This is a genomic window from Filimonas zeae (assembly GCF_014641615.1).
Taxonomy (GTDB): Bacteria; Bacteroidota; Bacteroidia; order Chitinophagales; family Chitinophagaceae; genus Filimonas; species Filimonas zeae.
Window position 1 is genome coordinate 1,120,480 of record NZ_BMIB01000004.1, and the last position, 19,477, is coordinate 1,139,956.

Genomic DNA, 19,477 nt, shown 5'->3' on the forward strand with positions numbered 1-19,477 from the left:
CCCTGTATAATACTCCACCAATGTTTCTAAAAAGCCGAACACATCCTGTTCGGCTTTTTTCGATGCATCGCTTATCTTTTTAGCAGTACTGCCTTTTTACCTTCAATTAATTTGTTCAGGCTGTTAGCTGCAGGAATAAAGTATTCGTCATCTTCCAGAATTTCCTTATCGCCTTCAATCCAACATTCACGCATACAGGCCTCCAGAAAAAGATACAGACCCTCGTCTGATATTTTGGTGCTGGCAAAAGAAAGAATATGCCTGTCGATGGGCTTTAACACAGCCAACTTATCGATATTTTCTTCTTCGTCAAGTAAAGGCAGAAAAAACAAGCCTTTATTTGCATTGCTCCATTTCTTTACAGCGTCTTCGCCATAACGTTCATTAGCTAATAAAGCACACTTCTCGCGCAGAGAACTATCTTTCTCCTTTCTCTCCCGCTCTCTGATTTCCTTTAAAGAAGAACCTTTTCCTATATCTGTCCTTACCATTTCACTTACTTTTACGGTCTAATACTTATTTAAATTTCATATCCATTGCCATGAATGGCAGGCTAACCTCTGTCATTTTTGCAGTACGCTCCATTGCAAAAGGCATTTCAGTAAAAGCCAACTGCTGAACAGCAATGGTTTTAGGAGCGTCAGACAATGATTTCTTATACACACAGGTAACTGTAATTAATGTATGTGGCACATGCAGTATAGTTTCGTAGCCTGCAAACTGAGCAGCTTCGTTTAACATATCCACTTCATATTTCAGCAACTTTAAGCTTCCGGTATAAGACTCGTCGCCCATTTGAATATCTATGGGCTTACTGCCTGCCGCGCGTAAATATTCCTTTTCTATAGCGGCCTTGAATTCAAACCCGGTAATACCAACTACTGTTCGTTTTAATATTGTTACACTGGTTTGAGACCAGGCACACTCACTCGTTGAAAATGCTCCCATTATAAATTGATTATTTAATTATCAGATGTTGTTCGGCTTAAGCGGCAGTCAGGCCCAGTTCAATTTCAATGAAACTGGTATAACCAACCGGGCGCACCCTTAACTTAACAGAAAGTGTATTCGTATTGATGATATTCTGCGCAGGACTAATGGTTACTTCCAGACCGCTGATCTGATCGCCCATGTTTACTTTAATCTGCTGATCTATCAGCGCAGACAGGTACGCAATATCTGAATCTGAGATATTGCCATCGGCAGTAACATTTACTTCACTCTCTACCTGTTCTACATAAGTGGCTGCGGCTATTACAGCTGCTTTATCCAGCACACGGCCATGGGCTAATAAACGATAATCATCATTGCTGGACATGCGGTCGATACCAAAGTAAACGCCTGCCTTTTGCGGATGCTTCATAAAGCTGATATACCCTTTTCCATGAATAGACTCCAGGCTTACCAGATCTTTAATCAGCTTAGAGCCAACGTAAGCATTGGTTATGCTTAATGGTCCGTTAGCCACTTTACCCAGCTTAATATGTGCAGGATACTTAACCGCACGCCCCAACGCCAACCCAACAGACGCAGAATTATCCGGCAGTGTTCCACCCAGTACTACGCCCGCAAAACCGTTACTGGCTGTATCAGGCTCATAAATAGTTGCACTTGACTCCACCGCAATGCGCCCTTCAATTAATATGCGCAATGGCGTAAGTGCTGCCAGGCGGGCCTGCGCAAAAACTTTAGCCTTTACAACTGCAGCGGATACATCAGCATCCAGAAAATCAGTACCGGCAGCGTAACCAGTAGGTGGCTTTCTAAAAACACCCAGCAACCGCACTTTACCTTCGGCAGCTGTTATCAGCTTTTTAGCACCCGCAACGTTGGTTTCGTCCAGAATGTCCGCCATTGTTTGCGTAGCTGCAACCCCCATTACATACAACTCCTGATTACCACCCACTTCACCATAAAACTCCTTTAAATGCCTGTGCATGGCCGGCTCTGCCGCCTCAGTAAAACCTTTGCTTTCGGCATCTGCCAGATTAAAAACCACGACCGGACTACCCTGCAAACCAGCGGTATTCACCGTTCCAACTAAACCCGCTATTCCATCTACAGCGGCAACATCACTTAGCAAGTTGCCATTTGCATAGGCAACTACTACCTTAGGATAAGACATGCTTTATTTATTTATGTTTATGCTTGAATTTTAGATTACCCATCTGCTAATAGAGTGTGTGGCTGCTACGGAACGTATTCTTCTGTACACGCCATCTCCCTCTCTATTTCCTCCATCATTTGTATTCCCTTCTACGGAGTAGAAGGTTCCCATGCTTTTGTTGGCCCAGCCATCAAAAAAACCGGTATGCCCTATGCGCCCCAGGCTTTTATAATACAGGCAGAACACATCTGCCGGAAGCGGCCCGGCCAACCAGCGGCCCTTATAAAAAAGCAGCGCCTCTTTTCTCTGACAACTGGCAGCCATACCATTTATATCTACCGCCTTCGTTATGCCACCTTTCAGCAAACACCATTTCACAAATGCAGCACACCAGGCGTAACCTTTATTAAGGCCAACAGACTTTAAATAGCCTTCTACCGCAACACCATCATTATTACCTGTTCTCTCTCTAACACCAATCTGTGTTTTATATGTTGCTACAACGGCGTTACGCTTGCTGCCGCCAGCAGTCTGAGAAAAACAATAACTGCAACAGAGAAAAAGAAAACCAGCCAGAAAGATGCAAACAGTAATTTTTGCCATGCTTTTAGTTTTATAAAATCTTCAAAAGAGTAGAGCTTGTATTCGCGGTATTCAATACCCGACTCTTCCACCTTGTATCGCTTGCCCCATAGATAGTTGTGTACTTTACGCAGATTGAACCACAGCCCTATGCGTGCAACAGCAAACAAACCTGCCATGATACCGGCGGTAGCTATTAAAGCCTGAATCCAGTTAATGGCGTAATACTCCATGGCTACGCCACCTACCGAGGAAGGTCCCATATTTAAAAACCAATAGCTTAGAAAAGCAACCGCAACACTCCATATCCAGTCATGCATCAACAACCATCTCTTTACTCCTTTCATGTAATTACTACTTTATTGTTTACAATATTTTCTCACCCATATCGCCAATACAATACAGCATAGCACTAGCAGAAGACCACCCAGTATACCACCTGCTCCACGGGCATCCGACACCTTACCTCTCTCCTTCTTTTCCAAAACAGTACTATCCAGCACCCTCCTGCTATTGCTATCTGTATTTGAGGCAAACATTCTTATGCTCTCTTCATTGTATACATCTACCGTTACCTCTTCTGCTTTTTTCTCAGCCGTTAAAATCCCTTTTCCCGTTACCGGATTAAATAGCGCCTTTACCCGCAATGTGCCCGTTTCTAATGCCGTTTCCACAACTCCTGTATCCAAAGGGTTAAAGAAAAAATTACCAACCACGCTATCCGGTTTTGTACTTACAACACCTTTACTTTTAGAAACCGAACGGCGCTCATTCAACTCAACAGCAGAAGACTTACTAAATTCTTCTGTTTTTAAAACAGAAAGACTATCTAATGACACAACTGACTTATTCACATTCCGGCCGGTACTGCACGCAGTAATCAGCACAACTATCAGCAATAACCATTTACTCATGCTACTTTGTTTTCTATAACTGTTTTCAATTTTATCACCTGCCTCTCCAGCACTTTGTTCTCCGTTCGCAAGCGCTCCACTTCTGCACTAAGCGTAGCGCACCTTTCCGTAAGAACACTTATCTGTTTTTCCAGATCAGCAGAAAATGAACGCCATAAATTCACTGTTTTCTCAATATTCTCCAGTTGAATTTTTTCCGTATCCACCTCCAGCTTTTTTGCTTCTGCCTTTAGCTTTGCACGATATAATAACCTGGCCAGCAAAGAAGTTACTACTGCAGTAACAAGCGATACCCATACCGTAATATTCATTATATATATTTTTTCAACTTAACTAACTTTTCATTTATCAACCGGCGACAATGTAAAATTGCATCTATTTAAAAACCTTTCAAAACGGCCATTTTACGACAATACACTTAAAGAAACACCAACCTGTATCTACTGCACCATCATAGTTTTCAATAACTAACTGAAGTAATGCTATTACGACATTTGCCATGCAGCAGCACTAAATACTGCGCACCTAAAAAAATGTCTATGAGTAATTTTTATGCATTAATGTTAACAGAAATGAAAGCACGGATTAATGAAATGGTTCCTGAAATCGTTTACATAGATCAGGACTTTGGACAGCTAGACAATGAAAACGCAATTAACCTTGCATACCCTTGTTTACTGATTGATTTTACGGGAACAACTTTTAATCAAAACGGACAATTATCAGAAACCGGAGATGCTTCTATTCAAATGAGAATAGGATACAAGATGAATGATGAAGCTGCGGCGCAAGGAATAACAGAAACGGCTTTAGCTTATTATGAACTGGAAGGGAAGATTTATAAAGCATTTAAAGGCTGGAATCCCGCAAATGGAATTAGCCAGCCTTTGAATCGCGTCAGCGATGCATCGGAAAAACGAACCGATGGAATCAGAGTGAGAAAGCTATTATTTAACACTATGTTTGAAGACTCAACAGCTTCAACAAATTATACAACCACAAGCCCCCGAATGACCATTGAATAACTACCACACAAAATGTGGATATTTTTCTTTCAGGCTTTTAACTGATGGCTGCTCTTTTTTAATAAGCATTAGCTCATCAGTTTTAGCCTGAATGATTTTCTGGATCATTACCTGGCTGAGATGAAATTCATTCATCAGTGCAGCTACTGAATCCGGATAAAGCCGCCTTTCAATTTTACTTTTGAAATAAAAGCGATACAGGAGGCAGGTATCACGCGCAACGATCAATTTAGGATTACGCCCTTTACGCTCCACTTTATCAGCACTAACCATTTCCTCTTCTTCTGATAACAAGGAATGCAAAACAGAAATACCACGCTGTAGTGTTCTCATTGTATATTTTTATTTACACGTTTTCAACCTCATTAATAAAAGCCTGCTCACATAAAATACATATTGAAAATATGCGAGCAGGCATTACTGCACCATAAGATGTTATGCAGCCTCAACAGAAATTTTATCACAAATTCCCTGCAGCAGATTCCCCAGGTAGCTGGCCCTATCGGTAAAGCCATCAAATTGCATATTGAATGCAATAGCCCAATACGGCTTCATCGAAATCAGATATTGATGTTGTCTTTTATAAGCCTTCAGGGCAAAATGCATATTCATTTCTTCAAATACTGATAACAATAACATATCCTCTTTAGAAAGAAGGCTTTTGTTTTTCAGCATTTGCATATTTTCTGTTGTTTTGTCTAACGCTTCACTTAAAGCCAACATTTCACTGGCGTTTAATTTCAGCTTAATCATAGTTGCCATACTGTTTTTCTTTAATCTTAATTACCGGCACTCATTCTGGCATATTACCAGTCTCTTCATGGCACAGCACTCCCTATCACTTTTTTCTGATAAAAAAAGCTGGCAATTGCATAACCCTTTTAGGCTATGTCATGGAGTTCTTTTAAACCATATCCTATTAGTAGCGGAGGAAATACATACTTTAAGGCATAACGGTGTCAGCAGACAAAGATTCCAACTAGTCCATGTTTCATTAGTGTAATAACCCTCGTAATGAGTATACCCCGAAGATAATTAAAAAAGACAAGGCATGTCCAAGATTCTTGAACATGTAGGTAAAAACATCTAATTACTCCCTAAAAAGAAATAAAAACACCTCATAAATCACTAAAAAACAATCAATAGCGACAATTTTCAAAAAACCAAATATCTTGTCCTTAAATATCTAATTATAAAGTTCACATGCCGCCAGGCAAAAAAAGAGAGCACATTAAACCGTGCTCTCTTTTTCGATTATTTCTTTTCGTTACTACCTTAACAACCTCACCTCAAACACATTCTGTGTTACACTACCCTCCCCTGCTACAAACTTCACCGTAAGTACAGCAGCATTGGCAACAGCAGCCGGTAAAGGATAATCCACCTCCACAAACTTATCTCCCCCACTGCCATCAGCTTTTACCTGTGCCAGCAGTGTCTCGTTTATATAAATGCTGAAGGTTTTATTCCTGTCTTTACCGTAATAAGTAACCCGCAGCTGCTTAGCATTTTTATTATTGTTCCGCAGGTTATAAGAGAACCAGCCTTTAGCATTACGGTAATGCTGCTCTTTAAACAGGCCTGCATCTGTTTTATCGCCCTTAAAGCCATGATCTGATTCCGGTTGCTGCTCGCCGCAGTTTACCATATCTACCGTCATAGCATCCAGTTCCATTTTAGCTTTTTCCTTCACCTGCATAGCAGCCCGTACAGAATCCAGTTTGTCTGGCTGCGTATAAGGGAAGTAGATAACATAGCGGCTGTTATGAATAGTATAAAACGGCTTCAGCGTAAGGTTTCTGTAGACAGGCTGCACAAATAAATCCGGTGCCACATAAGTAAGTGGCGTGCGCAGTGGCTTTAACGCAGCAGCCAGCTGATCTTTTTCAGCAACTACCATGGGCGCATCATCCAGCGGGCGCAAAGCGCCGCCTGCCACATGTCCCATACGGCTGCCATCGGCCATCAGGCCTTGCAAACCAGCAGTGTCTGTTGCCGCAGCCAGCACTATAGGGCCATGCACAAACGATACCCAGTTAGAGCTATCGGGCAAAAACTCTGTAGTAGTATGCATAGGCAGCAGTACGGTTATCATATCTCCATGCTGCCAGCGGCGACTCACCGTTACATATCCATCTGCACCTTCACTTACGGCCACCTCTTTTTTATTTACCAGCACCCGCAACGTTCCTTTCTGCACCCAGGAAGGATAACGCAGATGTATTGGCATATCCACCGGCTTTTTCAGTTCCAGCTGCAAACGTGTTGTTTCATTTTGCGGAAAGTTATTTAACTGATACAGCTTCAGCCCCTTCTCTTTCCACTCCAGCGCAGAAGCAATAAACAGGTTTACATACAAGTCATCATTGGTATGCGCATAGATCAGTTCGCCATACTTGCCATGATTTTCCAGGCCAGAGCCTACACAGCACCAGAAACCTTCCTGCGGTTGCGAATACACGCGGTAATGATTGGGGCGCATGGGCGTAAAATACACAAAGCCCCCCCTGGGATTTTCGGAAGAGAGGATATGGTTGTATAGTGTACGCTCGTAATAATCCATGTAAGCTTTGGAAGGGTTAGACAAGAACAACTGCTTTGTAAGCTTGAGCATATTGTAGGAGTTACAGGTTTCGGGGCCTTCTCTCGACTCAATCATAGAACTGAAATCCTTGACAGGGTGAAAATGTTCCCGGACGCTGTTACCACCGATAGATACGGTTCTGTTATGCACCACTGTGTTCCAGAAAAAATTGGCAGCATTGGCCCAGGCAGTATCCTTACCCGCTTCCGCAACGGCTTTATAGCCAATTACCTTAGGTATCTGTGTGTTGGCATGTATACCTGTTAACGCATCCTGCTGCTGTAGTAAAGGAGTAAGAATACGCCGGTCTGAAAAACGACGCGCCATTATCAGGTATTTGGAATCGCCGGTGAGTGCCGCCACATTGGCAAACACTTCGTTCAGGCCACCATGCTCACTCTTCAGCATCTGCTGCACCTGTTCATCTGACAGGCCGGAGGTAAGCTGTATGCACCAATCACACAACTGTATCAGCATAGCTTTCGCCTTTTGGTTGCCTGCAATAGTATAGGCATCATACAGGCCTGCAAATATTTTATGTATGTTGTACAGCGGCACCCACTTATCATTCAGAGAAAAACTTCCGGCATTAATTTTACCGGCAGCAATCTCCTTCCACATGGCTTTACCACCAGGCACTCCTCCCAGATAACCATCACCACTGGCTTTCTGGCATCTCTCCAGTTCATCAATCATATAATCCAGCCGTTCTTTAATATCCGTACGGCCGGTGGCCGCATACATCAGCGATAAGGCAGACACATAATGCCCGCCAATATGACCATCTAAACCGGTATTTTCCCAGTTGCCGTAAGAAGCTGCTTTGGCGGTTAACCCAGCCTCACGCAGATAAGGCGCCAGCAGACGGTCTGCACTTAACTGTAGCATATAAGTGGCATCAGCATTCTGGGCCAGTCTAAATGGGCCGTCCAGCAAGCGTACCGATGACAACGGAAAAGCAGCAAGTGGTGGCTGCTGTGCCACCACTTGCCCGGATAATAACAAGCCCGTTAAAAGAATCGCGTATTTCATGTAGTTGAAAATATGCTTTAAAAATAAGTCAAATCATTACTGCGGATAGCCAGTATTTTGTTTAAGATTTCCGTTCTTGTTAATTTCTACCCTGGGAATGGGGCATAGCGCTGCCCCCGGACGGGTGTATAGCAATTGTTGGTAATTACAACTATTTTTGAACCCATTTCAGACAGCTAAACAGGAAAAATGGAGTGGAAAAATTTACTTTCAGCCAGAAGATGGGGGCAGGAATCGTACACCATGCACGATGAGGATGAGGCCCGGTCTCAGTTTCAGCGCGATTATGATCGTCTTATCTTTTCTTCTCCTTTCAGAAGACTGCAAAACAAAACGCAGGTGTTTCCGCTGCCGGGCAGTGTATTTGTGCACAACCGGCTTACCCATAGCCTGGAAGTAGCCAGTGTAGCCCGCTCTATGGGTAATATCTTTTTCAACCGTATGAAAAAGCAAAACCCGGATATACTGAAAGAAGTTCCCCTGCTCAGCGAAGCCGGTAACATTGTAGCAGCCGCCTCTCTGGCGCACGATCTGGGAAATCCCGCTTTCGGCCATTCCGGCGAAGCAGCTATCTCACGCTATTTTACAGATGGCGATGGGCGCAATTACGAAAAAGACCTCAACGCCGGCCAATGGAAAGATGTAACGCATTTTGAAGGTAATGCCAACGCCCTTCGCATGCTTACGCATTCCTTTAAGGGCAAAGGCAATGGCGCGTTTGCACTTACTTATTCTACACTGGCAGCTATTGTAAAATACCCTTGCGCCTCAGTAGCCGGTCATGAAAAAAGCACTATCTACCGTAAAAAATATGGCTTCTTTCAATCAGAACAGGATACGTTTAATAATATAGCGGTAGAGCTGCAGCTGGAAAAAGTGCTGGACAACCCATTAATTTATAAACGCCACCCGCTGGTATACCTGGTAGAGGCTGCAGACGATATATGCTATAACATTATTGACCTGGAAGATGCACACCGCTTGAAAATATTTTCGTACGATCAGGTAACCAGATTGCTACTGGCGGTATGTGACGATCCTAAACTGGAGGGGCGCCTTGAGGCAGACGCCTTCAGCGATGAAGACGCAAAGATTAGCCTTTTGCGCGCCAAAGCCATTAACAAGCTGATTTTCCAATGCGTAGATATCTTTTTTAATGAGCAGGAACTGATTTTAAAAGGTGATTTCAACAAAAGTCTTACCGATGCCCTGGAAGAGCCGGTTCGTAGCGCGTGGAAAGCCATTGAAAAAATTTCGGTGCAGAAAATTTACAATTCCTCTTCAGTAATACAAAAGGAAGTAGCGGGTTATAAAGTAATGGCCGGCCTGCTGGAAGAATTTATTCCGGCCCTTATTCATAACAATACACATTACTATAAAAAGCTGGTACACCTGATTCCTACGCAGTTTTTAACAGACAATACAGATGTGTATTCTAAAATTCAAAGTGTGCTGGATTATGTATCGGGTATGACAGACTTGTATGCGGTGGAAGTATACAGTAAGATTAAAGGCATTTCATTCCCCACGCTCAGTTAGGGGCAAAAAAATAGGCCTGAGCCTTAGACAAGGCAGGCCGTTGCTAACCTATGAAAAACACCATCTTTTGGTGATACACCTTCTAATTTGTTTGCTTCTTTCGAAGCGGTATCAAACTTCGTTTCCGTTGTTTGATGACACTAAAATAACACAATAATCAAAACAAAAGACAAAAAGTTCAACAAAAATCTTTTTTAAATCGGGAATAACTGTCAGAATGACGACATTTCTCTACACTTACGCTTTAATTGTCAATCTCTTATATAGAGAATTTTACCGATAAAAATATTTTTTTTAAAAAGGAACACTTCCCTGAAAATAAGGATCACTTTAGCCGGTATTGCAGCTTTAACGAAACAATATTTTTGTGTCCCTGGCTAAACGAGCGCTGGTACTGCCCTGTAACCTGCCATTTTCCTGCCTGCCAGGTAAGGGCAGCCAGCCCCCGAAAATCTTTCTGTGCCACCGGCACTTCCGGTTCCGGCTTTTCTTCCACAATAGCGGTTGGCCCTACCAGGCCAGGAGAATATACCATTACCTGCCTGAAAGTTGCCGCGTAATCTTCCATATACCTGCTGGAAACCACCTTGTTTAAAAAAGACATCTGTACGCCTGTAGCAACCGACCAATGTTTATTAAGCTGCATACCGGCTGTAACAGGCACATCTGTATAAACAGCTCTGTTTATACTCCGTAACTGATTGTATGTTTTGGTTTCGTTGGTTACCTGGTCGTAATAAGTAACATCCTTTTCTATAATTTTTTCATCAGAAGCCACCGGTGCTCCAATGGCTATACCTGCTGCCACGTAAATACGTTTATTAATAAAGTAACGCAGTTCGGCAGTAGGGTAAGGCGCCATGTATTGCGTATTGCCTCCTATTACATAGTTAGTACCTAAACCGGCCAGCAACTGCCATTTGTTTTTCCGCTGCGGCGTTGGAGCCGCCTTTTTCACACTGTCAATGGCAGCACCAGCCTTTGTGCTAACGGGGGTATCTGTTTGTATGGTGTCCGGGGCCGCATTTATAAGTTTTTCCGCCCACTGCGTGTTACTACCTGGCAATATGTGTGTGCCGGAAAGCTGCACGGGTGTAGCGGCAGGCAAAGGCAAACTACGCACTGGCTCACTGCTAACCTTCTCTACCACAGCCAGCATTGGTGCAACAGGTGCAATAGCTGTTTTTTCCTGAGGCTGCGCCAAAAAAATGCCCGAAAACAAACTATCCTTCAGCGGCACTGATACCAGCAGCAGAAACATAGCTACCAGGCCTACCTGCAAACCGGTAAGCCACCATGCTGCTTTGCGCGTTTGCGCGGGCAGGTGTGTATTCAGCAGCGTTTCCATGTTCTGCCAGGCTTGCGCCGCAGGAATGTGCGGAACAAAGCTGCCATCAGTAAACGGATCGTTGTGTAAATTTTCGTGCATGGGCTTCTGGTTTACCTATGTATGGCTAGTACTTGTTTTAATCGTTTGCGGGCTTCAGACAGGTGCCACCGGCTGGCTCCTTCCGAAATATCCAGCTGCTGTGCAATTTCGCGGTGGCTATACCCTTCAAACGCTACCAGGTTTACCACCATCCGTGTCATAGCGGGTAGCTGGTTCAAACAACGCAACAAATCCTGCTGGCTCCATTTCAGATTCAATCCTGTTTCTTCCTGTGCAGGCTCGTACACGCCGCTCATTTCCACCACCTTTATATCGGTTTTCTTTTTCCGCAGATAATCAATAGCCGTATTCACCATCACACGCTTCAACCAGGGCCTGAAGGCGCCCGCCGTCTCGTTATACTGATGAATATTTTTAAATACCTTCAAAAAGCCATCATTCACTACCGAAACTGCGGCATGAGGCTCTGTTACATAGCGATAGCAAAGCCGGTACATATCATCATAGAAATGCATGTACAGCTGCTGCTGCGCAGTCCTGTCGTTCAACGCGCACTGTTTCAGTATCAGACTAAGCTCTTCCAGTCTCTCTCATATTGTTTTGTACACAACAGGCCCATTTTTTGTAAAAAACGACCTGGTATGAATGAAGGTTGTTTGTTTAATAAACACCATCGGGATGGCGAGGGGCAAAATTCCGAATTATTTCCCTTCGCAACGGTAGCCCTGATGCTATTCATCATCCGGGAACACATACTTTAACGAAATAGCGGGTAAAAACGTTAGGTGCGCCTTAAAAAAAAGCTAACAGTCATACCTAAAACCACTTATTTCAATTGTATTACATTTGTGAAATTTCTCTGCAATGCCGCAAAAAGCACACATATCAATCTCCCGTACGCTGCTGATAGCAGGATACTGGGCATTTTTTGTAGTGCAGGTGTATTGTAATATTGGCGGTATTCAATCGTGTTTTAAAGACCGCACTTTCAGGGCCGTAAAAACGCAACGCGGCATTCAAAAGCAGATAAAAGCACGCAACTCTGCCGATCATGAGCACATTAAAGTGCTGGTTAACAAACGTTTTCATCCTGAAAATACGCTTGCTGTAGCCTTTTCGCTCAGCACGCCACTTCCTGTATATGTAAGTACCGGTATTTTTAACATTCCGGAAGCCCACTGGCATATTGCTGCCATGCTTACTCAAAGCCTGCGTGCGCCTCCTGCCCTTGCGTGTTAACATTTCAGCTATTTTCTGATTTCCACAGTGCACTCTCGTAATGAAGGCGCTATTATTTACATTCCGGCACTGCATTTAGCGGCAGCCGGCCAATACTGAATATTACGCATGGGCATTGAAATTACCCTGATGAATCAATCTTACGATTCCAACTATACGGTAGTAATCGTACTATCCAATACACGAACGGCATGGAAAGTTTTATCCAGCCCGGCTTATTCTCACACCTTCCGGTTGCCTGCTGAAAGCGATGGCTTTTTTGCCGGGGTGGTAAATAGCATAGAAACCGGCACGGAACTTTCTGAAAATCAATTATCCCAACTCAGCTTTGTTGCTACTGAAAACAGCAAAAAAGCAGATCTTATTATGACAGGCGGCGGTGTACGCGCGCCTTACCGGTTTACGCTGCTGCCTAAATAGCAGCGTAAAGCCCCCCTTCCTGCGCCTGTATTTCCCGCTAAAAAGAATCATGCTTTAATCTATCTCGCTTTGCATAATTTAGCGACCGGAATTTTCATACCCCATTATAAAAAAACTACTTACGCATGAAAAGGATTGAGGCTGTTCAATCGGCTAAGCAACTCGGTACTTTTATCGACTTTCCGCACGAGCTGTACAAGGATGACCCTAATTATGTACCGGAATTGTTTATCGCACAGCGCGATTTGCTCAGCCCTAAAAAACATCCTTTTTTTGAACATGCAGAGGTTCAACTGTATCTGGCTTACCGGGGCAATAAGGTAGTGGGCCGCATGGCTGCCATTTTAAACCACAGCCACAATAAGTTTAACAACGTAAACGAAGGCTTCTTTGGTTTTTTTGACTGTATTGATGATGTGGAAACTGCCAAAAGCATGTTTACCGAAGCAGAAAGCTGGTTACGTAAAAAAGGGGTTACCGGTAAAATTAAAGGCCCGGTAAATCATTCTACCAACGAAACCTGTGGCACGCTGGTAGAAGGTTTTGATACCCCCCCGAAGGCGTTGATGACGTACAATGCCCCTTATTACGACAAACTGATTACTGCTGCCGGCTTCCGTAAACAAACAGATATTCTGGCCTATTTATATACCCGCGAAAACTTTGATGATACCCGCCTGCGCCGCTTACAGGTATATATGGCAGATAAGCTGGCTAAAAAGGGTATTACGGTGCGCCCGGTAGTAATGAAAAACTTTAAAGAAGAAGCGCGCAACATACGTGAAGTGTACAACTCTGCCTGGGATAAAAACCTGGGGTTTGCACCCATGAGCGATAAAGAGTTTGATTATATGGCCAAAGACCTGAAAATGATTATTAACCCCGAGTTGTGTCTGGTGGCAGAGCATGAGGGAAAAATGGTAGGTTTTGGTGCAGCCATTCCTAATATCAACGAAATACTTATTACCATTAAAAAAGGACGTCTGTTTCCTTTTGGGCTGGTGAAACTGCTTACCGGCATGAAAAAAATTAAAAGCCTGCGTATTCCGTTGCTGGGTGTAATAGATGGCTACCGTAAGCTGGGCATTGAAATATTCTTTTACATGGCGTTTATTGAATATTTTATCAAGCACCCGGAAATTAAAGAGGTGGAAGCTTCCTGGATACTGGAAGACAATGTGATGATGAACAAAGCCATTGTGGATATAGGAGCCAGGCTGGATAAAAGATACCGTCTGTACGAGAAAGATTAATAAACAACCTTCTTATAAATAAAACAGGGTGTGCTTACCGGCACACCCTGTTTTATTTATAGCATTTGCCAGGTGTTACCACCCGCATTTCTAGTTTAAAAGAGAATTGATCAGCTTTTCTACTTTAGGGCTTGCATAATCTGCCCCGCCTTCGTGGCGCATGGCAATTTTACCTTTTTTGTTCAGGATAACAGTAGTGGGAATGGCATTGCCCAGCATAGAAGAAGGAATACTGCTTGCAGGTACATACAATGGGAAGTTGTATCCGTTCTGCTTAATAAAGCTGTACGACTTTTCGTATTTCCCGTCCACATCTACCATTATAAATACCACATCAGCATTGTTTTTAAACTTGCTGTACAGTGTATTAATAGAAGGCATTTCTGCCCGGCAGGGCGGACACCAGGTAGCCCAGAAATTAATAAACACCACTTTGCCTTTCAGCGAAGAAAGTTCTACTGCCTTACCAGCACCATCTTTAAAAACAACATCGCCCTCGTAGGCACTTTCCGGCGCATCTTCAGCAATGTTATCCACTGCCTGTACCTGAAATAAACCTACCTGCATCAGCCCGCGTATAGCCCAGGCTTTTGCATTGGCATTCAACGCTATAAACAGTGCCAGTGCCGGCAATACCCAGGAAATAATATTGGCAACATTGCTTTTGCCCGTACGGGAAGCTTTGAATAATTGTTTCATAGTTTTTATTAATGTAACCCCTGAAAAGCCTGTGCAATTTGCCAGACATACAAAAGCTGCAGCAATTGCCCGTAAGGCATCTGTTGCAGGTACTGTTACAATGCGGCTTTAAAACAGTTACGAGAAAAAAAAGGCTGATTAAGAACCAGCCAGCACGTTTCTTCTTGTAGGAATTACTGTTTTCTCGTCATCACTCAGGAACACCCAAAACTCGCCCAGTTGAAAAATATCGCCTGGTTGTTTCTTTCCAGCCTCTTCACTTGGACGCTCCCAGCTACCCAGTAACTCGCCGTTGTATTTAATCTCAACTAATTTTTGCTCGTGGGTTAACGTTTTAAACTGCTCAATAGTCATATCTGGAATGAGTTATAAATGAATTCCCCGCAATTTAAAAAGCTTTGGCAGAGTCAGCAAAAGTTTCTGCTTACTGCGGCAGGCACCACCCTGTACTTTTAACAAAAAGAAGTTCCGTTGTTGATAACAGAACTTCTTTTATAGCACAGAGAAAGAGGGGGAATTAAAAAGTATATGCGAGTGATGCCATCCAATGACGGGGTGCGCCGGGAAACAGGCGGTTAAAATCAAAACCACCCACCCAATATGTTTTGTTCAGCGCGTTGTTAAGGTTCATGCTCACTTTAAACTTGTCAACCGTATAATACAATGCTGCATTAGCAACCACATAGCCGGGCAACTGTAAAATATCACTGTCGGTAACGCGGGTAGTGGCAAAGTTGGCACCTGCGCCTATGCCCAATCCCTTCAGCATTTTACCGGCAAACAGGTATTTGGCCCAAACACCACCCTGACTTTTTGGGGCGTTTGGCAGAATATTGCCTATTTCCGTTTTGTCATCGCTTTTGGTAACCCTGGTAACATTATAGGCATAATTGGTAGTAAGGCTGAGGTTAGGCAGTATTTTGCCGTACATCTCCACCTCTACCCCAGTAGACTGCTGCTGCCCTATCTGCTCCATTAAATCGGGCCTGTCAGCAGCGTTCGCATTCCGCAGTATATTATTCTGCCGTATGCGGTAGGCCGCAACGTTTACCGCCAGTCTTCCATGAAGCAATCCCATTTTCACACCCGCTTCTACCATGTTACTGATTAACGGATCAAAAGGTCCGCCGTATATATCCGGGTTAGCAATGGTTACTGCACTCTGAGGCTGGTAGCCTTCTGTATAAGTACCGTACAGGCTAACGGGTTCCAGTGGCGTGTACACCACTCCAATACGTGGTATCAGAGCCTTTTGCTTTATGTTACGCTGATTGGCTTTGGTATAATCCAGCACATTTACATAATACTCCTGGCGCAGCCCCAGTAACATCTGCCATTTACCGGCGCGCAGCTGTTCCTGTACATATATACCGTTTACAAAATACTTTGTGGGCGTTTCTGCCGCAGATACATTTATATAGCGCGAAATTTCAGAAATGGAATAATCCGGATTGGCCAGATTAAAGTAGGGCACATTCGGCACCGGCATATTGTTTACAATCAGGTATTTCTCCCTTTCGGCGGGCCGGTAAGTACTGATAGTACCCCTGCCATCTGCGGTAAGAAAACCACCGGCATTATAAGTAGAGTTGCCTACAGGAAATACCTCGTTAATATGATCGTACCCTACCACCAGCTTGTGCGATACAATGCCTGTATTAAACTCCGCGGTAAACCAGCTGCTGATGTTATCCAGATAATTTTTGCGTAAGCGGCGGATGGTTTGCATACCCATCAGTGTAGGAATTTCCTTTCCGTCTGCATCTACCCCATAACGGTTAGAGGTACGATGCTCCAGCAAATCTTCATCGTACATAGACTTCATATAAGAAGCGTTGAACGAGATGTTTCTGGTGATTTTACGTTGTACAGAAATAGTAGAGAACAGATTCAGTTCGTTCTGATAATCATTTCTTCTGCCTACCGCAAAAGAGATGGGGGTAGAATACAAATCAGTTCCTGCAGTAGCACCAAAAATCGGCTGCCCTCTGTCTAACCGGCCTTTGTTCAGCTGATATACCAGATCAAAGTTGATTCTGGTTTTATCATCGGGAATAAACGAGATGGATGGAGCAATTACCATAGCCTCGCCTTCCTGCAACACCCGGAATGACTGTGCATTCTGATACGCTACGTTTAAACGGTACAGTAAGGTTTTAGATTCATTTACAGGCCCGGTAAAATCTGTAGTAAAACGATACGTATTAAAGCTGCCGGTTACAAAACTGATGGCTTTGCGGTTTTCATCCAGCGGCTTTTTGGTAACAGTATTAATGGTACCACCCGGGTCTGTATTGGCAAACAGTGCAGAAGCAGGGCCTTTAATTACTTCCAGCCTTTCTACATAAGGCAGCAGGTTCTGGCTCCAGCCACGGGTAGAAACACGAAGGCCGTTTACCATTACACTGCTGGCCCGGAAGCCACGCAGCACAAAATCGCTGTTGTTATAGGAGTACTGGTTAACGCCACTGATGTTTTTAATAGCATCACTGGTTTTAAAAGCCAGCTGATCCTCTATCACCTCTTTGGTTACATAACTAACCGATTGCGGAACATCACGCAGCGAGGAAGCGGTTTTGGTAGCCACAAACGTGGTACTGTTTTTATAACCACTTTCGCGGCGGCCCACTACCTCTACATGCTGTAACTCTTCTATTGCATGCATCATATCAACAGAAACCATACGCGTTTCTCCATCTTCCAGGCGTATGCTCTTACTCGTTTCTCTAAAGCCTACTACCGAAAAATGAACCGCATACCGGCCCATTGCCAGCCCTGAGAATGTATATTCTCCTTTTTTATCCGTTAATACCTGGCGGTTACCCGGAATCAACAATACGTTTACCTGCTCCAGCGCATTGCCTTCGTTGTCTTTTACAGTTCCTTTAATGGTGCTTTGTGCCAGTAGCTGGCCGCATAGCAGTGTACATAACACTGCTATAAAAATGTTTGCAATTTTCATCTATAAGTTGGTTTACAGTGTTGTCAGAGGCAGGGGGTATAGCATGGCTATTCACACGGAGCAATTATCCGGCGAAACTACCGGCAGGCAGACAAATACCTTTATGAAATCGGGAAATACACTTTACTGAAACGGAAAACTTACCATATATCAGGCAGCATAAGCCATATTACAGCTCAATCAGAAAAACGGCACCACCATCATTATGTACGGTTATAGTGCCACCATGGGCTTCTACAAACTGCTTTACTATGGCCAGCCCCAGCCCGGTGCCATAGCTTTTATGTTTGGTTACAAAGGGCTCAAACAAGGTTCTCATAATGCCAGGGGCAATACCCGGCCCGTTATCGCGTACTTCTATCTGTACGTTATCGTTCAACGCTGCTTTAGCAGCACGCAGGGTTACACGGGGGTTACTCACCTTATAATCAACCAATACATCAATGGCGTTATTAATCAGATTCGCTAAAATGCGTTTCATTTTACTCTCATCACAATTCACCATAAGCTGCTCCTGCACCTGCACTTCTATCTGTAACTGAGCAACTGCTCTCCTGTCTTGTATCTGCTGCACTATTTCCTTTACCAGCGGCAGCAATGCCAGCAGCTGCTTCTTTGCCTTTATATCTTTCAGAAAATCCAGATAATCTTCAAAAATAGCCATGGCCTCATTGCCCGACTTTTTCAGCGGCGCCATCCATTCATTTTGTATGCCCTCCATTTCCATCATTTCCACAATCATCTTAACGGCCCCTACCGGCCCACGCAAATCGTGCATTACCATGCCAATAGCTTTGCCTACAGCAGACAGCTTTTCCTGCTGCATTACCCTTTCGTACAACTCCGCATTCTGTATGGCCCGTGCCGCATTCTGCATAAACAGCTTCAGCAGGTATATCTTTTCCGTTTTTAATTGCTGCTGGGTAATAATGAAGATAGTGTAGTGGTCCAGCCGGGTCATAATCACCTCTTTCACCTGCCGCACCTCTTCCTGTTTAATATCTGCCGCCTGTATGGTTTTAATCAGCTCTTCTACATTAATCCTGCTTTCCACCGGCCCTATGGCAAATAGTTTTTCATAGGTAAGATCTTCATACAACCTGCCCAGCAACGCAGTTTCAGAGCCTACGTAGGCAGAAAGCTGTTCCAGAATATTCTTCAATAAAGGCGTAAGATCGTGTGCATGTAAACTGAATGAGGAAATGGCGGCAATCAACTTTTCCATATTGCGCAACCTGCTGTAATCGTTCACCGCTTTGGTGGCCAGCTGTATTATTTCTTCCGAGGCATAGGGTTTGCAATGGTACCCTACATTTTGCCCGGCCTGGGCTACAATATCTTCAATGGTTTTATCGCTGTAAGCGGTTACGAAAATAATCTCGGCTTTGGTATCCACCTTTCTTATTTCAATAGCTGTTTGCAGGCCATCCCACCCTGGCATGCGCATATCTAGAAAAATTACGGCATAGGGCTTACCGGCATCCAGTGTCGCTTTCACTTTTGCCACCCCTTCCATACCGTTAGAGGCCTTATCTACTGTAAACCGTGGCAAATCGGTATTGCGGTTTTCCAGAATAGGCTTTGTACCACTGAACAAAATATCGGCGGCCTCATTCACCAGCTGATGGGCTGCTGTTGTTTTATGCGGCACCAGTATTTCTTCTATGTTATCACGCACCAGCTCTTCATCATCTATTACCAGCACGGAAGCGTTTATAGCATCACTCATGT

General features: G+C 43.9%; 21 protein-coding genes. 5 read left to right on the forward strand and 16 right to left on the reverse strand.

The genetic code is table 11. The features are described from left to right. Nucleotides 1-71: 71 nt before the first annotated feature. Genes IEY13_RS23140 through IEY13_RS23170 form a run of 7 tightly spaced genes read right to left on the reverse strand, consistent with a single transcriptional unit; the run spans nucleotide 72 to nucleotide 3,914 of the window. Entirely contained in the window at nucleotides 72-491 is a 420-nt protein-coding gene (locus IEY13_RS23140; RefSeq protein ID WP_188956708.1) for a hypothetical protein, read from the reverse strand. A gap of 25 nt (nucleotides 492-516) precedes the next feature. Then, on the reverse strand, nucleotides 517-948 hold the full coding sequence (locus IEY13_RS23145) for a hypothetical protein (RefSeq protein WP_188956710.1): 432 nt from the start codon (nucleotides 946-948) through the stop codon (nucleotides 517-519). A 37-nt stretch (nucleotides 949-985) separates the two neighbouring features. Beyond that, nucleotides 986-2,125: a DUF2586 family protein gene (locus IEY13_RS23150; RefSeq protein ID WP_188956711.1), complete on the reverse strand. Its 1,140-nt coding sequence runs from the start codon at nucleotides 2,123-2,125 to the stop codon at nucleotides 986-988. A gap of 30 nt (nucleotides 2,126-2,155) precedes the next feature. Continuing rightward, the gene (locus IEY13_RS23155; RefSeq protein ID WP_188956715.1) at nucleotides 2,156-2,710 is read right to left on the reverse strand and encodes a C40 family peptidase; all 555 of its coding nucleotides are present in this window, start codon (nucleotides 2,708-2,710) and stop codon (nucleotides 2,156-2,158) included. After that, on the reverse strand, nucleotides 2,605-3,036 hold the full coding sequence (locus IEY13_RS23160; protein WP_188956718.1) for a hypothetical protein: 432 nt from the start codon (nucleotides 3,034-3,036) through the stop codon (nucleotides 2,605-2,607). Before IEY13_RS23160 ends, IEY13_RS23155 begins: the two co-directional genes overlap by 106 nt. A 12-nt stretch (nucleotides 3,037-3,048) precedes the next feature. Continuing rightward, a complete protein-coding gene (locus IEY13_RS23165; protein ID WP_188956719.1) occupies nucleotides 3,049-3,603 on the reverse strand; it encodes a hypothetical protein in 555 nt (184 codons plus the stop codon). Continuing rightward, nucleotides 3,600-3,914, reverse strand: a complete 315-nt coding sequence (locus IEY13_RS23170; protein WP_188956721.1) for a hypothetical protein — start codon at nucleotides 3,912-3,914, stop codon at nucleotides 3,600-3,602. Before IEY13_RS23170 ends, IEY13_RS23165 begins: the two co-directional genes overlap by 4 nt. A gap of 228 nt (nucleotides 3,915-4,142) precedes the next feature. Between IEY13_RS23170 and IEY13_RS23175 the strand changes: the two genes are divergently transcribed. Beyond that, nucleotides 4,143-4,628, forward strand: coding sequence for a hypothetical protein (locus IEY13_RS23175; RefSeq protein WP_188956725.1), 486 nt, complete (start codon nucleotides 4,143-4,145; stop codon nucleotides 4,626-4,628). Here the strand turns inward: IEY13_RS23175 and IEY13_RS23180 are convergent, their stop codons facing one another. The 3 genes from IEY13_RS23180 to IEY13_RS23190 all read right to left on the reverse strand — a co-directional run bounded on the left by IEY13_RS23180 (nucleotide 4,629) and on the right by IEY13_RS23190 (nucleotide 8,244). Then, nucleotides 4,629-4,961: a hypothetical protein gene (locus IEY13_RS23180; protein WP_188956726.1), complete on the reverse strand. Its 333-nt coding sequence runs from the start codon at nucleotides 4,959-4,961 to the stop codon at nucleotides 4,629-4,631. Between the two features lie 102 nt (nucleotides 4,962-5,063). Then, a complete protein-coding gene (locus IEY13_RS23185; protein ID WP_188956727.1) occupies nucleotides 5,064-5,381 on the reverse strand; it encodes a hypothetical protein in 318 nt (105 codons plus the stop codon). 517 nt (nucleotides 5,382-5,898) lie between these two features. Next, nucleotides 5,899-8,244, reverse strand: a complete 2,346-nt coding sequence (locus IEY13_RS23190) for a glycoside hydrolase family 127 protein (RefSeq protein ID WP_188956728.1) — start codon at nucleotides 8,242-8,244, stop codon at nucleotides 5,899-5,901. A gap of 189 nt (nucleotides 8,245-8,433) precedes the next feature. On the opposite strand from IEY13_RS23190, the gene IEY13_RS23195 reads away from it, so the two are divergent. Continuing rightward, nucleotides 8,434-9,783, forward strand: a complete 1,350-nt coding sequence (locus IEY13_RS23195) for a deoxyguanosinetriphosphate triphosphohydrolase (protein WP_188956729.1) — start codon at nucleotides 8,434-8,436, stop codon at nucleotides 9,781-9,783. A 325-nt stretch (nucleotides 9,784-10,108) separates the two neighbouring features. Here the strand turns inward: IEY13_RS23195 and IEY13_RS23200 are convergent, their stop codons facing one another. Together IEY13_RS23200 and IEY13_RS23205 are read right to left on the reverse strand one after the other, a co-directional pair. Then, nucleotides 10,109-11,212 (reverse strand): hypothetical protein, encoded by a 1,104-nt coding sequence (locus IEY13_RS23200; RefSeq protein ID WP_188956730.1) that lies wholly within the window; start codon nucleotides 11,210-11,212, stop codon nucleotides 10,109-10,111. An 11-nt stretch (nucleotides 11,213-11,223) separates the two neighbouring features. Continuing rightward, nucleotides 11,224-11,757, reverse strand: coding sequence for an RNA polymerase sigma factor (locus IEY13_RS23205; RefSeq protein ID WP_308421187.1), 534 nt, complete (start codon nucleotides 11,755-11,757; stop codon nucleotides 11,224-11,226). Between the two features lie 280 nt (nucleotides 11,758-12,037). Between IEY13_RS23205 and IEY13_RS23210 the strand changes: the two genes are divergently transcribed. The 3 genes from IEY13_RS23210 (at nucleotide 12,038) to IEY13_RS23220 (ending at nucleotide 14,085) form a co-directional block, all read left to right on the forward strand. Further along, on the forward strand, nucleotides 12,038-12,412 hold the full coding sequence (locus IEY13_RS23210) for a hypothetical protein (protein WP_188956732.1): 375 nt from the start codon (nucleotides 12,038-12,040) through the stop codon (nucleotides 12,410-12,412). Nucleotides 12,413-12,520: 108 nt separating this feature from the next. Continuing rightward, the gene (locus IEY13_RS23215; protein WP_188956734.1) at nucleotides 12,521-12,832 is read left to right on the forward strand and encodes a hypothetical protein; all 312 of its coding nucleotides are present in this window, start codon (nucleotides 12,521-12,523) and stop codon (nucleotides 12,830-12,832) included. Between the two features lie 125 nt (nucleotides 12,833-12,957). After that, complete coding sequence (locus IEY13_RS23220) at nucleotides 12,958-14,085, forward strand: hypothetical protein (RefSeq protein ID WP_188956736.1); 1,128 nt, start codon at nucleotides 12,958-12,960, stop codon at nucleotides 14,083-14,085. Nucleotides 14,086-14,175: 90 nt separating this feature from the next. Here IEY13_RS23220 and IEY13_RS23225 read toward each other — a convergent pair whose 3' ends face one another. The 4 genes from IEY13_RS23225 to IEY13_RS23240 form a co-directional block, all read right to left on the reverse strand. Further along, nucleotides 14,176-14,784, reverse strand: a complete 609-nt coding sequence (locus IEY13_RS23225; protein ID WP_188956738.1) for a TlpA family protein disulfide reductase — start codon at nucleotides 14,782-14,784, stop codon at nucleotides 14,176-14,178. A 138-nt stretch (nucleotides 14,785-14,922) separates the two neighbouring features. Continuing rightward, nucleotides 14,923-15,138, reverse strand: a complete 216-nt coding sequence (locus IEY13_RS23230) for a hypothetical protein (RefSeq protein ID WP_188956740.1) — start codon at nucleotides 15,136-15,138, stop codon at nucleotides 14,923-14,925. A 163-nt stretch (nucleotides 15,139-15,301) separates the two neighbouring features. Continuing rightward, a complete protein-coding gene (locus IEY13_RS23235; protein WP_188956742.1) occupies nucleotides 15,302-17,746 on the reverse strand; it encodes a TonB-dependent receptor in 2,445 nt (814 codons plus the stop codon). A gap of 169 nt (nucleotides 17,747-17,915) precedes the next feature. Next, nucleotides 17,916-19,475: an ATP-binding protein gene (locus IEY13_RS23240; protein WP_188956744.1), complete on the reverse strand. Its 1,560-nt coding sequence runs from the start codon at nucleotides 19,473-19,475 to the stop codon at nucleotides 17,916-17,918. Between the last annotated feature and the right edge of the window lie 2 nt (nucleotides 19,476-19,477).

Coding starts and splice junctions, on each gene's coding strand:
- IEY13_RS23215 (WP_188956734.1), top strand. CDS start 12,521: ATGGGCATTGAAATTACCCTGATGAATCAATCTTACGATTCCAACTAT.
- IEY13_RS23230 (WP_188956740.1), bottom strand. CDS start 15,138: ATGACTATTGAGCAGTTTAAAACGTTAACCCACGAGCAAAAATTAGTT.
- IEY13_RS23145 (WP_188956710.1), bottom strand. CDS start 948: ATGGGAGCATTTTCAACGAGTGAGTGTGCCTGGTCTCAAACCAGTGTA.
- IEY13_RS23195 (WP_188956729.1), top strand. CDS start 8,434: ATGGAGTGGAAAAATTTACTTTCAGCCAGAAGATGGGGGCAGGAATCG.
- IEY13_RS23180 (WP_188956726.1), bottom strand. CDS start 4,961: ATGAGAACACTACAGCGTGGTATTTCTGTTTTGCATTCCTTGTTATCA.
- IEY13_RS23140 (WP_188956708.1), bottom strand. CDS start 491: ATGGTAAGGACAGATATAGGAAAAGGTTCTTCTTTAAAGGAAATCAGA.
- IEY13_RS23210 (WP_188956732.1), top strand. CDS start 12,038: ATGCCGCAAAAAGCACACATATCAATCTCCCGTACGCTGCTGATAGCA.
- IEY13_RS23175 (WP_188956725.1), top strand. CDS start 4,143: ATGAGTAATTTTTATGCATTAATGTTAACAGAAATGAAAGCACGGATT.
- IEY13_RS23235 (WP_188956742.1), bottom strand. CDS start 17,746: ATGAAAATTGCAAACATTTTTATAGCAGTGTTATGTACACTGCTATGC.
- IEY13_RS23200 (WP_188956730.1), bottom strand. CDS start 11,212: ATGCACGAAAATTTACACAACGATCCGTTTACTGATGGCAGCTTTGTT.
- IEY13_RS23225 (WP_188956738.1), bottom strand. CDS start 14,784: ATGAAACAATTATTCAAAGCTTCCCGTACGGGCAAAAGCAATGTTGCC.
- IEY13_RS23190 (WP_188956728.1), bottom strand. CDS start 8,244: ATGAAATACGCGATTCTTTTAACGGGCTTGTTATTATCCGGGCAAGTG.
- IEY13_RS23160 (WP_188956718.1), bottom strand. CDS start 3,036: ATGAAAGGAGTAAAGAGATGGTTGTTGATGCATGACTGGATATGGAGT.
- IEY13_RS23155 (WP_188956715.1), bottom strand. CDS start 2,710: ATGGCAAAAATTACTGTTTGCATCTTTCTGGCTGGTTTTCTTTTTCTC.
- IEY13_RS23220 (WP_188956736.1), top strand. CDS start 12,958: ATGAAAAGGATTGAGGCTGTTCAATCGGCTAAGCAACTCGGTACTTTT.
- IEY13_RS23150 (WP_188956711.1), bottom strand. CDS start 2,125: ATGTCTTATCCTAAGGTAGTAGTTGCCTATGCAAATGGCAACTTGCTA.
- IEY13_RS23165 (WP_188956719.1), bottom strand. CDS start 3,603: ATGAGTAAATGGTTATTGCTGATAGTTGTGCTGATTACTGCGTGCAGT.
- IEY13_RS23170 (WP_188956721.1), bottom strand. CDS start 3,914: ATGAATATTACGGTATGGGTATCGCTTGTTACTGCAGTAGTAACTTCT.
- IEY13_RS23185 (WP_188956727.1), bottom strand. CDS start 5,381: ATGATTAAGCTGAAATTAAACGCCAGTGAAATGTTGGCTTTAAGTGAA.
- IEY13_RS23240 (WP_188956744.1), bottom strand. CDS start 19,475: ATGAGTGATGCTATAAACGCTTCCGTGCTGGTAATAGATGATGAAGAG.